This window comes from Streptomyces sp. NPDC104761 (genome assembly GCF_055583445.1).
The window spans coordinates 1-13239 of the sequence record NZ_JBVJNZ010000009.1 but is presented as its reverse complement, the minus strand read 5'-3'; the positions used below and the strand labels follow the sequence as shown (position 1 = coordinate 13239).

15 protein-coding genes and 2 pseudogenes are annotated in these 13239 nt (G+C 72.6%); 7 read left to right on the top strand and 10 right to left on the bottom strand.

Translation table 11 applies throughout. The features are described 5' to 3' along the window. Positions 1 to 96 precede the first annotated feature (96 nt). The gene (locus ACZ63F_RS24045; protein WP_469713604.1) at positions 97 to 750 is read right to left on the bottom strand and encodes a response regulator; all 654 of its coding nucleotides are present in this window, start codon (positions 748 to 750) and stop codon (positions 97 to 99) included. Next, positions 738 to 1925: a sensor histidine kinase gene (locus ACZ63F_RS24040; RefSeq protein ID WP_469713602.1), complete on the bottom strand. Its 1188-nt coding sequence runs from the start codon at positions 1923 to 1925 to the stop codon at positions 738 to 740. The genes ACZ63F_RS24045 and ACZ63F_RS24040 overlap by 13 nt, the downstream gene beginning before the upstream one ends. A gap of 144 nt (positions 1926 to 2069) precedes the next feature. Between ACZ63F_RS24040 and ACZ63F_RS24035 the strand changes: the two genes are divergently transcribed. Continuing rightward, positions 2070 to 2378 (top strand): hypothetical protein, encoded by a 309-nt coding sequence (locus ACZ63F_RS24035; RefSeq protein ID WP_469713601.1) that lies wholly within the window; start codon positions 2070 to 2072, stop codon positions 2376 to 2378. Positions 2379 to 2408: 30 nt separating this feature from the next. Here the strand turns inward: ACZ63F_RS24035 and ACZ63F_RS24030 are convergent, their stop codons facing one another. Further along, entirely contained in the window at positions 2409 to 2612 is a 204-nt protein-coding gene (locus ACZ63F_RS24030) for a cold-shock protein (RefSeq protein ID WP_469713599.1), read from the bottom strand. Positions 2613 to 2867: 255 nt separating this feature from the next. Here ACZ63F_RS24030 and ACZ63F_RS24025 point away from each other — a divergent pair, with 255 nt between their 5' ends. Next, a complete protein-coding gene (locus ACZ63F_RS24025; RefSeq protein ID WP_469713598.1) occupies positions 2868 to 3266 on the top strand; it encodes a hypothetical protein in 399 nt (132 codons plus the stop codon). Positions 3267 to 3296: 30 nt separating this feature from the next. Here the strand turns inward: ACZ63F_RS24025 and ACZ63F_RS24020 are convergent, their stop codons facing one another. Together ACZ63F_RS24020 and ACZ63F_RS24015 are read right to left on the bottom strand one after the other, a co-directional pair. After that, a complete protein-coding gene (locus tag ACZ63F_RS24020) occupies positions 3297 to 4142 on the bottom strand; it encodes a helix-turn-helix domain-containing protein (RefSeq protein WP_469713596.1) in 846 nt (281 codons plus the stop codon). A gap of 113 nt (positions 4143 to 4255) precedes the next feature. Next, a complete protein-coding gene (locus ACZ63F_RS24015; protein ID WP_469713595.1) occupies positions 4256 to 4861 on the bottom strand; it encodes a TetR/AcrR family transcriptional regulator in 606 nt (201 codons plus the stop codon). Between the two features lie 69 nt (positions 4862 to 4930). On the opposite strand from ACZ63F_RS24015, the gene ACZ63F_RS24010 reads away from it, so the two are divergent. Continuing rightward, positions 4931 to 5824: an NADP-dependent oxidoreductase gene (locus ACZ63F_RS24010; protein WP_469713594.1), complete on the top strand. Its 894-nt coding sequence runs from the start codon at positions 4931 to 4933 to the stop codon at positions 5822 to 5824. A 121-nt stretch (positions 5825 to 5945) separates the two neighbouring features. On the opposite strand, the gene ACZ63F_RS24005 is transcribed toward ACZ63F_RS24010, so the two are convergent. Beyond that, on the bottom strand, positions 5946 to 6875 hold the full coding sequence (locus ACZ63F_RS24005; RefSeq protein ID WP_469713593.1) for an SMI1/KNR4 family protein: 930 nt from the start codon (positions 6873 to 6875) through the stop codon (positions 5946 to 5948). A 69-nt stretch (positions 6876 to 6944) separates the two neighbouring features. After that, positions 6945 to 7370, bottom strand: coding sequence for an HIT family protein (locus ACZ63F_RS24000; RefSeq protein WP_469713591.1), 426 nt, complete (start codon positions 7368 to 7370; stop codon positions 6945 to 6947). Positions 7371 to 7637: 267 nt separating this feature from the next. On the opposite strand from ACZ63F_RS24000, the gene ACZ63F_RS23995 reads away from it, so the two are divergent. Beyond that, positions 7638 to 8345 carry an SDR family oxidoreductase gene (locus tag ACZ63F_RS23995; RefSeq protein ID WP_469713590.1) on the top strand — a complete coding sequence of 236 codons (708 nt, stop codon included), beginning with the start codon at positions 7638 to 7640 and terminating at the stop codon, positions 8343 to 8345. 58 nt (positions 8346 to 8403) lie between these two features. Here the strand turns inward: ACZ63F_RS23995 and ACZ63F_RS23990 are convergent, their stop codons facing one another. Then, a complete protein-coding gene (locus ACZ63F_RS23990) occupies positions 8404 to 9285 on the bottom strand; it encodes an SCO2400 family protein (protein ID WP_469713588.1) in 882 nt (293 codons plus the stop codon). A gap of 288 nt (positions 9286 to 9573) precedes the next feature. Here ACZ63F_RS23990 and ACZ63F_RS23985 point away from each other — a divergent pair. Further along, a pseudogene (locus tag ACZ63F_RS23985) lies at positions 9574 to 9759 on the top strand (MMPL family transporter); the annotation flags it as partial. Positions 9760 to 9998: 239 nt separating this feature from the next. Next, positions 9999 to 11447, top strand: a complete 1449-nt coding sequence (locus tag ACZ63F_RS23980) for a Fic family protein (protein ID WP_469713966.1) — start codon at positions 9999 to 10001, stop codon at positions 11445 to 11447. Positions 11448 to 11462: 15 nt separating this feature from the next. Here the strand turns inward: ACZ63F_RS23980 and ACZ63F_RS23975 are convergent, their stop codons facing one another. Continuing rightward, positions 11463 to 12284, bottom strand: coding sequence for a class I SAM-dependent methyltransferase (locus ACZ63F_RS23975; RefSeq protein ID WP_469713587.1), 822 nt, complete (start codon positions 12282 to 12284; stop codon positions 11463 to 11465). Between the two features lie 447 nt (positions 12285 to 12731). Between ACZ63F_RS23975 and ACZ63F_RS23970 the strand changes: the two genes are divergently transcribed. Then, entirely contained in the window at positions 12732 to 13088 is a 357-nt protein-coding gene (locus ACZ63F_RS23970; RefSeq protein WP_469713586.1) for a 5-carboxymethyl-2-hydroxymuconate Delta-isomerase, read from the top strand. Between the two features lie 40 nt (positions 13089 to 13128). Here the strand turns inward: ACZ63F_RS23970 and ACZ63F_RS23965 are convergent. Further along, positions 13129 to 13239: pseudogene (locus ACZ63F_RS23965) on the bottom strand (esterase); the annotation flags it as partial.

Below are 13239 nucleotides of genomic sequence, written 5' to 3'. Positions count from 1 at the left end.
GTACCGCGACGACCCCCTGCGGCGCCCTCGCCGTCCGTACGGCGAGGGCACCGCAGGGGGTCGCTGCCGAGCGGCCCTCCCGCCGCCCGGCCCTGCTCACACCCGTGGCGCGTGGGCCAGGTAGGCGAGGACGGCCAGCACCCGGCGGTGGCCGCTGTCGCCAGGCGGCAGGCCGAGCTTGAGGAAGACGTTGCCGATGTGCTTGTGAACCGCGCGTTCGGTGACGACGAGGGTGCCGGCGATCGTCGCGTTGTCGTGGCCCTCGGCCATCAGCCCCAGCACCTCACGCTCGCGGGGCGTGAGCGAGTCAAGCGGCGAGTCCCGGCGGCGGCTGAGGAGTTCGGCGACCACCTCGGGGTCCAGCGCCGTACCGCCGGCGGCCACCCGTTCCAGCGCGTCGAGGAACTCTTCGACCCGGCCGACCCGGTCCTTGAGCAGATAGCCGATCCCGCTGGTGCCGCCGCCCAGCAGCTCACTCGCGTACGACTCCTCGACGTACTGCGAGAGCACCAGCACCGGCAGCCCGGGGATCCGCTCCCGGGCCTCCAGCGCCGCCCGCAGCCCCTCGTCCCGGAAGTCCGGGGGCATCCGCACGTCGAGGACGGCGATGTCCGGGCGGTGCTCCAGGAGGGCGGGCATGATCTCGGGCCCGCTCCCGGCGACGGCCACGACCTCGTGCCCGGCCGAGCCGAGCAGCAGGACCAGTCCCTCCCGCAGGAGGGCGTTGTCCTCGGCGATCACCACACGCACGGCAACTCCACATCGATCACGGTCGGCCCCCCGGCCGGGCTGGACACTTCCATGGTTCCGTCGAGCGCGGCGACCCGCCGCCGCATGCCCAGCAGCCCCGAGCCGCCGGCCTCGTCGGCGCCGCCGCACCCCTCGTCGCGGACCCTGACCCGCAGGCCGCGCCGGACCCGGCCGAGGCGGACCTCGGCCCGGGACACCCCGCTGTACTTGGCGACGTTGGTCAGCGACTCGGCCACCGCGAAGTAGGCGGCGGCCTCCACCGCCGCGGGCGCCCGCACGCCCTGGCCGAGGCCCCCGTCGTCCACGGTCACCTGCAGTCCGCCCCCGCTCCCGGCGTCGCCCGAGCGGGGGGATCCCCAGCTCGCCGCCAGCGCCCGTACCGCGCCGGTGAGACCGCGGTCGCTCAGGACCGGCGGATGGATGGCGCGGACGACGTGCCGCAGTTCGGCCAGCGCCTTCTCGGCCTGTTCCTGGGCCTCGTCGAGGAGCCGGAGGCCGGTGTCGCGGTCCCCGCCGTAGGCACGCCGCGCGAGCCCGATGCGCACGGACAGGGCCACCAGCTGCGCCTGCGCGCCGTCGTGCAGGTCGCGCTCGATCCGGCGCAGTTCGGCCTCGTGCGCGGCGACGGCGCCGGCGCGGGTCGCCGCCAGTTCCCGGACCCGGGCCGTGAGCTGTGCCTGCGGGGACGGTTTGAGCAGCGCGGTCGACCAGTCGGCCTCCAGGTCCGCGAGCCGCACGATCAGCGGCAGGACGACCGCCTCGCGGCGCAGCAGCCCGCACCACAGGCCGTCGACGACCAGGCCCACCGGCCACAGGGGCAGAGCGAGCGCGAGCAGCGCGCCGTAGAACCAGTGGGCGGCCATCCAGCGCGCGTCGGTCCTGGTGCCGGGGTCCCTTACCGCCGTGACCACCCGTTCGCGGACCGTCCCGGTCAGGGGCCGGTAGGCCTCGGGGATCCGCACCCCGGTCCGGGCGGCGGTCAGGCTGCGCTTGGCCCCCGCGATCCGCCGGATCAGCAGCACGGTCTCGGGCAGCAGCCAGACACCGACGACCGCCACCGTGCCGACCGCGGTGATCAGCAGGACGGTGATGAAGATCCACGTTCCGAACGCCATCGCGGCCGCCAGGAAGAGGTGGACCGTGGCCCACCAGGCGCGCCGAACCGATTTCCACATGAAAGGAAGCTAAGGGTTTTGCTTGAGTCAAGCAAGTTTCTGCTGGTGGCACCGCGTGGACCGGAAGCCGGGGTTGACCTCAAGTCCGGTTGAGTTTCTAGCTTTGGCGGTGTCGATGCCGGCCCGGCTGGAGAGGAAACAACCATGAGGACACTGGTGCTCGGACGGACGCCCGCCAGGGTGACGGCGGTCCTGGCCACGCTGCACGCGGACGGCTTCGACGCGGAAGGGGTGAGCACCGACGAGGAGGCGCTGAAACTCCTGGCGACCGAGGAGTTCGGAGTGCTGATCATCGGCGGGGGAGTGGGGCCCGAGTCCCGCGTCGCGATCAAGGAGTTCGCGGCGGAGCACCGGGTGCGGCACGTGATCGACGGCGCGCTGTCGGCGCCGTTCGACGTCTACGTGCGACGGGAGTTCGAGCCGCTGATCCGCAAGGCCGCCGCCGAGAGGTGACGGCCTCGCGCCGCGCGTCCCTGACAGCCCCTAGACCGCCCGGACCTGCTGCGCCTGCGGGCCCTTGGTCCCCTGGCCGACCTCGAACTCGACGCGCTGCCCCTCGTCCAGGCTCCGGAAACCGCTGCCCTGGACCTCCGAGTAGTGCACGAACACGTCAGGACCGCCGCCGTCCTGCGCGATGAACCCGAACCCCTTCTCCGCGTTGAACCACTTGACGCTGCCCTGAGCCATGCGTGTTTCCCTCGTCTCGTTGCCACGGCCCGGAACGTCGCGGACCCCGACGATCCTCCCCGCACACCGGGCGGGGAAACGCCGTCGCGCGGCAACCACCCGGATGGGTCAGGCCCGCCCGGGCCGGACACGGTGGAGCAGACTGCACCCCGGGTCCGGGGGCCCGCTCCCTCGTCACCGGGTGCGGCCGACGGAATCGTGGTCGGTACAGACCGCCGGAGCGCCGAGCTCCCGCCGCCAGAAGGGACCGACCCCATGGCCGTCGAACGACGCCGACGTACCACAGCCCTCGCCACCGCCGCAGCAGCCGTCGCCCTGACCACAGCCCTCGCCACCGCGTGCACCCCTTCCGGCGCCTCGCTGGACTGCCTCACCGAGGCCGACTCGGTCGCGGACGGCATCACGGCCGTCGACCGGGCGGCCGCCGACGCGGTCAACGACCCGGCGCGGACCGCGGAATCCATCACCACCCTCGAGAACGACCTGGACAGGATCAAGGACAGGACGGACGACGGGAAGGTCGGCAGAGCGGTCGACGACCTCGACAAGGCGGTCCGGGACTACGACAAGGCCGTCCTCGCCGGAGACACCGATCCCGACCCGGGCAGGATCGACGCCGCGGCGGACCGGCTGAGGGAGCTCTGCACGCCGTGACATGACGCGCAGGGGCCCTGCGGCGCTCCGTCAGTGCTTTCCGGCCAGGCTCTGGGTACCGAGCACCGAGATCAGCTCCAGCTTCTCGGCGGCCTCGGTGCCCGGCTCGGCCGAGTACACGAGGATGCGCAGGTCGTGCTCCTCGACCCGGAGATGGTCGCAGTCCAGCGTGAGAACGCCCACCTGCGGATGCACGACCGTCTTCCGCGACGCCTCGAGGCGGCCCACCACCCCCGCGTCCCACAGCTCGGCGAACCGCCCGCTCTGCGCCCGCAACTCGGCGATCATCCGCCGCAGCTGACGGTCGGCCGGATAGCGGGCGGCCGTCGAGCGGAGCTCGGCGACCATGCCGGCCTCGAAGGCCCGCCGCTCCTCGGGGGTGTGCCGCACCCGGGTCGGCCGGCCGAGGAAGTTGCGCCACACGCCGTTGCGCTCGAAGCCGCGCAGCCCGGACGGATCGCCCATCAGCGCCGCGTACATCGGGTTGGTCACCAGCAGGGTCAGGGCGGCGTCGGACACCGCGACGGGCGTGCCCGCCAGCCGGTCGAGGAGCCGCTGGACGCTGGGCGTGAGGTAGGCGGGCACCACGTCCGGGCCCGGCGGCACCAGCCCCGCCAGCCCGAACAGGTATGTCCGCTCGTCCGCGGACAGCCGCAGCGCCCGTGCCAGCGCCTCGACCACCTGCACGGACGGGTTGCTCGCCCGGCCCTGTTCGAGGCGTGTCACGTAGTCCACCGAGATCCCGGCCAGCAGCGCCAGCTCCTCGCGCCGCAACCCCGCCGCGCGCCGCTGACCCCCGGCCGGCAACCCGGCCGCGTCCGGCGCGACGCGATCACGCCAGCGCCGCAGCGCCCGTCCGAGTTCCGTAGCCGTCATGCCTCCCAGTCAACACGGCCGGCCCCGGACGTGCCTGGTACCCGTAGTCCCAGGCTGCCGGGTCCGCCGCACCGCCTTTGCCCTTGTTGGCACGGGGCGGGGCCGAGTCCTGACTACCGTCTGGCCGTGCCGGTGGAGTTTCCGGAGGGACAGGCGACGGCCCAGGCCGCCTCGATCATCTGAAAGACCTCGCCCACCGCGGCCTGCGGATCGGTCGCCTCACGGGCCAGCGCATAGGCATCGATCACGAACCTCGCGATCGCCCGGGAGGCCGTCGGGGTCACCGACAGGTCCGGATCGGCAGCGATGGTCGTTGCCAGCGACTCCGCGTGGCGCAGCCGCATCGACTCTTCGTACTCCCGCAGGGCGGGTGATGCGTCGATCATGCGCCAGATCGGGGCGGCGCCCTCCGCTGTGCAGTGCCGCACCAAGGCCTGGATCTCGCGGCGCAGCGCGGGGATGAGCGGCTCGTGCGGCGCCCGGTCGGTGACCGCCCTCGTGAGGCGCTGCTCGAAGTCCTCGTCCTGCTCGAACACCAGGGCCTCTTTCGAGGCGAAGTGAGTGAAGAGGGTGGTGACGGCCACGTCTGCCTCGGCGGCCACGTCACGGATGCCCACCGCGTCGTACCCGCGCTCCAGGAAGAGCCGCAGGGCGGCGTCAGCGATCTTCTGGCGGGTCGCGGCCTTCTTGCGCTCACGGCGTCCGGTCGGCACGGTCATGCCCTCACACTATCAGGTGCAAATCTGTAACCGATTCAAAATACTAACGGTTAGTGTTACGGTCGCCGCATGAAGAAGGTGGGCTTCGCCGAATTCGGCGGTCCGGACGTTCTGCACCTCGTAGATGCCGAGGATCCCCATGCGGGACCCGGCCGGATACGCATCGCCGTACGGGCGGCAGGCGTGAACCCCGTCGACTGGAGACTCCGTGAAGGCCAGGTCCTGGGGGCCCATCCGATCGAGTTGCCCGCCGGAGTCGGGCTGGACGCCGCCGGGGTGGTCGACGAGGTCGGTGAAGGCGTCGAAGGGGTCGAGGTCGGCGACCGCGTCTTCGGCGAAGGCGCGAGCACGTATGCCGAGTTCGCCGTGCTGTCGGCCTGGGCCCGTATGCCCGACGGTCTGACGTTCGAAGAGGCGGCCGGCTACCCCTCCGTGGTGGAGACCGCGCTGCGGATCATCCGCGAGGTCGGTGTGCGGTCCGGGCAGACGCTGCTGGTCAGCGGCGCGTCCGGGGGAGTCGGATCGGCAGTGCTGCAGATTGCCCGCGACCGCGGTATCACGACGATCGGGACTGCTGGGGCCGCGAACCAGGACTACCTGCGCAGCCTGGGCGCCCTCGCCACGACATACGGCGAGGGCTGGGCCGAGCGGGTGCGACAGCTCGGCCATGTCGATGCGGCCCTCGACCTGGCCGGCTCGGGCGTGATCCGCGAACTCGTCGAACTGACCGGGGACCCGCAGAAGGTGATCTCCATCGCCGACCTCGGTGCGCCGGAGCTCGGTGTCCGGTTCTCCGGCGTGGCAGGGAGCGTGCCGGAAGCGCTCGCCGAAGCCGTCGGCCTCATCTCCCGGGGAAAGCTCCACATCCCGGTCGAGAAGTCGTACACGCTCGCCGAGGCCGCGGCGGCGCACATCGACAGCCAGGCCGGTCATACCCGCGGGCGCCGGGTCCTGGTCATCTGAAAACAGCTGCGCATCGTCACCAAGCGGGAACTGAGGCTGACTCCCAGCACCGCGAACAGGGCGGGCAGGTGTTGGCGCACCAGCCTCGGCAGAAGCCGATGCCCCGCCCCCTGCGGCCACGTCAGGCTGAGAGTGCTCTCTCAATGGAGTCGCGCACCGCGTCGTCCGTCTCGTTCGCCAGGTGCCGGCTGAGGGCCTCGCGTCGCTGGGCGGGTAGCCGGCGGCCTTCCGGAACGCGCGTCGTCATCAGGGTGGCCGCGAGGGATCGGATGCCGGGGACCGGATCGGTGAGTGCCGTGGCGAGTAGATCCCTGCCGTGCTCCCCCTGTGCGGCCAGGGCGCGGAGGATCGTTTCCCGGACGGCTGGGTGAGTCTCGGTGGTCAGTGCCTGCAGCAGCGTGCCGGGCAGGTCGACGCTCGGGTCCGGGTGGGTGATGAACGTACAGGCGGCGGCTCGCCGCCTTGCCGGGAGTTCGTCATCCAGGAGCGTGGCCACAAGCTGGGCCTCGTCGCCGGACATCTGATCGGCGAACCAGGTGAGAGCCCGGTGTCCGGTCAGGACGAAGTCGAGCCACCGCTCGTACCAGGACAGGAAGTCGGAGTCGGTGTGAAAGCGGGGAGGGAAGAATCCCTCCCCGTTGACCTCGACCAGGCGCCCGCGACCGGGGCCTGTGACGACAAGCAACGTGAAGTCGCTGCACCCTCGGTGGACGACCCTGATGGTGCCGGGAAAAGAGCCTGTGAACCCGCCCTGGTCATCGCGGCCTTGGAAGATGTCCCGGTCGGGGACGACTGGGAACGACTCGGCGAGCTGCCCCACGCCGGCCTCCCGGCTGACCCACTGCTCCATTGTCAGCAGCCCATAGGTGGGGCCATATCCGCCGTGGCCGATCCGCGTGAGGAACTGGCGGAACTCCTCGGGCAGCCGGACCCCGTGGCTGTTCTCGAAATCCGAGAGCTGTGCTTCGGTGAGCGGGGGGCCGAGTACGGCCTGCTCCGTTGCCTGCAGGACGGCGAGTTTGGTCTGGATCCGGGTGATCCTGGCGTTCACCGGTACGTCTTCTCATGTCGGACGAAGGTTCGAGGCGACCATAGTGCATGATCGGGCTGCCTGGTTGGCTCACCTTCTGTGGTGCTCACCGGCGGACAGTGCCCCGGCGAGTCGCACGGCCGGGTCGCCGGCGAATCGATGCTGCGACTGTCCGGTCGGCCAGGTGGAGATGCCATCGTCGGGCCATCGAGGAACGACGTGGAAGTGCAGGTGGCGTACCGACTGTTCGGAACCGGGACCGCTCGCGTTGAGGACGTTCACCCCCGTCGCGTTCAAACCGACGCGCATGGCCCTTGCCAGACGCCGGACCAGGTCGACCGTCTCGGCCAGTACCTCGGCGGGTGTGTCGAAGACGTCGGCGTGATGAGCCGTCGGCACCACCAGGGTGTGCCCGGGAGCAAGAGGGGCGAGCGGGGTGAAAGCACAGGTGGACGGTTCACGGGCCACCCACTGCGCACTGTCTTCGCGGATGAGTCGGCAGAAGGGGCACGGCATGCGGTCGACCCTGCCACAAGCCGGCGGTTCGACATACAGGTGAGCTCGCCGGGGACCGCCAGCAGGACACGCCACAAGTCGGAGAACCTCCGTGGTGATGAAGGTGGGAGCGACTGCGCTCGTTCGCCACACGCCGCCTCGCGCAGGTACGCGTCAAGGCGAAGGTACGGCCGCGTGATCACTTCGGAGGGGTGCGACGGTGGTACCCGCAGTCCCAGGAAGAAGGGTCTTCTGGCTGCTCCCGCGGCCCGGGAGCAGTCTTGAGGCATGACGACAACACTGATCACCGGAGCCAACAAGGGCATCGGTCGCGAAACCGCCCGCCAGCTCATCGCCGCAGGTCACACCGTGTACATCGGGGCCCGGGACGCCGAGCGCGGACGCCGGGCCGCCGAGGAACTGGGCGCCCGGTTCGTCCTGCTCGACGTCACCGACGACGCCTCGGTCGAGGCCGCGGCCCAGCGGATCGAGGCCGACGGCGGCCTCGACGTCCTGGTCAACAACGCCGGGATCGAGAGCCGGAACGCGGACAACAGCGTCCCCACGGCCCGGACCGTGACCGCCGACCAGATGCGCAACACCTTCGAGACGAACGTCTTCGGTGTCGTCCGCGTCCTGCACGCCTTCCTGCCGCTGCTGGAGCGCTCGGCGGCACCGGTCGTGGTCAACGTCAGCAGCGGCCTCGCCTCGCTGACGGCCCTCTCCGACCCCGACCACCCCGCGCACTTCTACCCGGGCATCGCCTACCCGACGTCCAAGACCGCGGTCAACATGCTCACCGTGCAGTTCGCCAAGGCCTTCCCGGCCCTGCGGATCAACTCCGTCGAGCCGGGCTTCACCAAGACGGACCTGAACGGCAACACGGGCACCCAGACCGTGGAGCAGGGCGCCGAGATCATCGTCAGGATGGCGCAGATCGGCCCGGACGGACCGACCGGCGGCTACTTCGACGTCAACGGCCCGCTCGCCTGGTGAGTCAGGGCTGGACCGGCCGGGGCGCGGTCCCCTTCGTGGGCGGCAGCGCCCCGGCCGGTCAGCCGAGGCAGATCACGAGCAGGCAGAGGTGCGACGGCGAGGTCGGGGACGTGGTCGGCGCGGGGCTCGCCGACGACGAGGTGCCCGTGCTGGTGCTCGCGCCAGTGCCCGTGCCGGTGTCGGCGGACGTCGTCGTGGTGGCGGTGGGCGTGGCCGTCGGCTCGGCCGCCGTGCCGGTGGTGGTCCCGGAGACCGCCGCGGCGGAGTACGGCTGTGCGGCGGCCGAGGCCGCCGTGCCGGCCGGCGAGCTGCCGGCGTCCTGACCGGGCGTCGCCGTTGCGCGGGGCACGCCGGTGCTCTGCTCCCGCGGGGCGTTCGCGGTCGTCGTGCGGGCGGAGGGCACGGCGTCCGGGGCCCGGTGCCGGCCGGTCGGCACCGACGCCGCCTGGCCGGTGTCCGTGGCCGCCTCGTCGGCGAGACCCATGGGCCGGTTGTCGGGGGCCGTGGCCGCCTGGGCCCGGTCGCCGCCCTGCCGGTCCATGGAGGCGACGGTCAGCCCGCCGCCGACCAGGGCGACCGCGGTGGCCACCACGGCACGCCGCTGGTTCTTCTTCCAGCGGGCCCGCTGACGGCGCCGGGCCGCCCGGCCCTGCGAGGCGGGCGGTGCCGCGTCGGGGCCGTCGTACGGGCCTTCGGGGCCGTCGTACAGGTCCTCCGCGGCCTCATCGGCGTACGCGTCCGTACCGGACAGCGCGGGGTCGTCGGACCAAGCGATGTCGTCGGACCACGCGGTGTCGGCCGGGGCCGACTGCCAGGCCGCCGCGTGGGCCGGTGCCGGTGCCGGGACGGAGCGCGCGGCGATGTCCGGGGCGTAGGCGCCGCAACCGGGGCACGCCAAGGCGCCGTTGAGGTGCCGACGGCACGAGGAGCAGTAGTCCATCCGCGTCTTCCTGACTCGACTGCGCCGGCGGCAACCTGGGCCGTGGCCTGAACTCGATCGCACGTGGGATCGAATGGCCAGAACGGTAGCGACCCTTTGGCCAGGCAGTGTGCAGCCTGTGTGTCGCTTCTGCGCAGATGCCGTCCGCGTCCGCGCACAGCCAGTTTCGGACGGCGCCGGGGACTCCGCCCCGGAGACGGTTCCCCGGCGGAGCGGGGAGCGGCCGTCAGCGGCGGCAGGGCGGATCGGCTGGCACCTGATCCCGCTGGCGCTGAGGGGGAACGGCGTTCCAGCAGCACCGGCGCCCTGGCGATGACGCCGGGACTCGCCGTCGGCATCGACTGCGCGCTGTTCGTCGTCTCCCGCTACCGGGAGGAACGCGCCCAGGGCCGGGCGCCCCAGGAGGCGGCCGGGCTCGCGGTCGGCACGGCGGGGCCGGCGGTCGTACTCGCCGGCCTGACCGTGGTCGTCGCCCAGGTCCACCCTCAGCACGCCCGGCGGGGCACCCGCTGCGATACAGGCGTGACAGCGACCGGAGTTCGCCGCGAGCGCCCCGTCCTTGCGGCGGGCACGCATCGCGGCATCTCGTTCCGGGGGTCATGAACACCGGTCCGGCGCGCCGGAGGGCAATTCGGTTGCCCGGTCGCCGGACGGCCGTGGAAGCTTGCCCGGTGAGATCCGTGCTCTGGCCGTTCGATCTGTCCTGGGATGAGGTGGACCCCGCCCGTCATCCGTTCGACCACGCGGCGGCGGCGCGGGAGGTGCGCTCACTCGGTCCGGCCCGATGTGTCCCGATTCCTCCCGTCGTATCGGTCGTCGATCCGGCGATGAGCACCTGGAGCCACGGCGAGGGCGATCTCTGGGCGAGATCCATGTCGTACGCCCTGATGGAGCGTTACGGCCGCTGGGCCGTGGGCTGGCGCTGGGCGCACGACGAGGGCGACCTCGACGGCGGGCCCGTCGGGAGCTGGTGCTGCCCGCGGGACTCGATCACCACCCCCGAGGAGACACTCGACCGGGTCGTCGCCGCACTGCGCGAGTGGCGGGAATGGCTGGAGAGTCTCGCCGGGCGGTTCGACGCGTACCCGCTGGATCCGGCACGCCTCGAGGACCAGCGCATCCTGTGGGAACGCGCCGCCCGCAACCTGATCCTCCAGGTGGTCGACCGCACCGGCTGCGGCAGCGGCTGGTACGGGCACTGCGAGCAGGTGCTCCACCTGTTCCTCGACCGCTGGGGATTCGCGCCGGGCCACGCCCGCGACCTCGTCGACGAGGCGGTCGGCGGCCGGTTCCGCAGCTGGACCAGCCCCGACACCGTACTGGTCGACGACATAGCCGAGCGGCTCGCGCGGTCGTTGCCGCAGTCCCTCGCACCGCGGCCGCCCGCCGGTCCGGGCGTCGACCACCTCGCGCGGTGGCTCGCCGTACGCGAGACCGTGCCCTGGCAGGAGGCCTACGACCGTGGTGGGGAGGGACCGGTGACACCGGTGCGCGACGGCGCGGGCGAGGACATCCGCGTCTTCGACCATGCCCTGGACCCCGCCCGCGCCGAGGGACTGCTCACCGCCCTCGAACGGCTCCGGGCCGACGCTGCGCACGGCGCGCCCCTCGACTTCGCACTGCTCCAGAGCTGGCAGCAGCACGTCCTGGGCACCGCACGACCGCCCGCGTTCCGCACCCTGCCCGCCTTCGCCAAACAGGGCCGGGAACGCTACGGCATCGCCCCGGACACCCGGGCCCGCCTCGACGCCTGCCTGGCCGAGAGCGCCGGTAATACCGGGAGCGCCGAGCGTGCCGGGAGTGCTGAGCGTGCCGGGAGTGCTGAGCGGGCCGGGAGTGCTGAGCGTGCCGGCAGTGCTGAGCGGGCCGGGAGCGCCGGAGGTGCCGAGGACGCCGACGTGCCGCTCCGGCTGGCGGCCCGTGCCGCCCGCGCCTGCCTCGACGTCTGCTTCTTCCACCCGTTCGACGACGGGAACGCCCGCTCCGCCTTCCTCGCCCTGGTCTTCGTCCTCGCCCGTGAAGGCGTCACGCTCGACGGCGTCAGCCTGCTCCGCCGCGTCACCTTCCAGGCCGACCACCCCCGGGACGCCCTGGCGCTCACCAACTACGTCGACCTCCACCTCGCGGAGACCCGGCGCCGGGCCGCCGCCCCGGCCTCCTGACCCGGGCGCCCCGGCTCAGGGTGAGGTGCCCTCGCCCGGCTTCCAGCCCCAGGCGGTGAGCATGCCGGCCGACAGCGCGGCACATTCCTCGGAGGCCAGGTACCGGATCGCCGCGTCCACGGCCGCGTCGTCCACCAGGCCGGTGCCGAGCATCGCCGCCCGGCTCCGTTCCCAGGTGTCCGCCCAGAAGCGGCTGACGGGGCTGCCCGGCAGCAGCGGCGGCACATGGATCTCGGCGGCCACGGATCCGAGCCCCGCACCGCGCAGCAGCTGCGGATACGACGGCACCCACGACACGTCCGTGCCGATGGTGGCCCGCAACCCCTGCCACATGGCCCGCATCACCGTGGTGTACGGCGTGTCGGGCGTCCGGTCACTCGTCAGGTCGACCGCGTCGCCGAGCACCAGCACACCGCCGGGCGCGACGAGTTCGGCCAGCGCCGAGATCACGCGCTCGTGCTCGGGCAGGTGCATCAGCACGAAGCGCGCGTGGACGAGCCGGAACCGGCCGGGCACGAGGTCCGGGGCGGTGAGGCCGGCGGTGATGTCGGCCTCCAGCACGTCGAGCCCGGGCCGCCCGGCGAGGAACCGTACGTCGCGGTCCACGGCGAGCACGCTCCGCACCCCGGCCTCGTCCAGCAGCCGGCCGGAGACGGTGCCCGTACCGGCCCCCACATCGAGGCAACGCCACCCCGGCCCGACGCCGAGCGCCCGCAGCCGTGCCATGGTGACGTCGTCGTAGGTGAGGGCGCCGAGGTCGATGCGCCGGTCCTCGCCGGCCTGTTCGGGGCGGAAGACGGCCTCGCCGTAGCGGCCGCCGTCCGGCGCGGCGGTCACACCGCCACCCGGCGGACGCCCGGACCGCCGTCGGACCGGGACAACGGGAACAGCGGGGCGTCGAAGAGTCTCATCGCCGGGCCTTCGCAGGTGGTGAGCGGGGGGGGTGTACGGCCCTGTCCCGGGCCGTGGCCCCGTCCGGGGCCGTACGCCCCACCGATCCTGCACCGCCGCCCGCACGCAGGGCCGAGGCGCGCCGCGCGAGCGGCCGAGCGGCCGACCGGCCGCTCGGCCGAAGGGGCGAGCGCGTGATCCACGACCCGCCGGATGTCCTGACCGGACGGGCCCCTCCGGCGGATCCCCGGCAGGATCCCCGGCAGCTCCCCGGCAGATCGACGGCTGATACAACTAACTCCGCCGCACACGAGCACACGAGACGTGCCGGGGGTGACCGTCACAGCGGAACACGGTCGAGGAAGCCCGCCGGTCAAGAGGATCAGGGTCCCCATGCCGCACATCACCGTCGACTACTCCCCGCGGATCGCCGACTCCTTCGACCTGCGGGTCCTCGCGGCCGAACTGCAGCCGGCGGTTCTGGAGGGGAGCGGTTCGGCGGGCACCTGCAAGATGCTGTTCCGGCAGGCGGCGGGGGCCCGGGTGGCGGACCGGCACGGCGACGCGGCGGCCTTCGTGCACGTGGAGGTGGGGCTGCTCCCCGGGCGGCCCGACACGGTCAAGGCCGGGCTGTCCGAGGACGTGCTCCGGCTGCTGGAGAAGCACCTGGGGGTGGGCACGACCCCTCCCGTGGTCTGCTCCGTGGAGGTGCGTGAGCTGGGCGGCTCGTACCGTCTGCGGACCTTCTGAGCCGCGCTCGACATGCCGCCGGACGTCGAGTGGAGTGACGTCAGGCGGTGTGGAGTGCGGTGTGCAGGGTGCGTACGGCGAGGGTGATGGCGGCTTCGGCGGCGTGGGTCTCGCGCAGGGCGTTGAGCATGACGAAGTCGTGGATGATGCC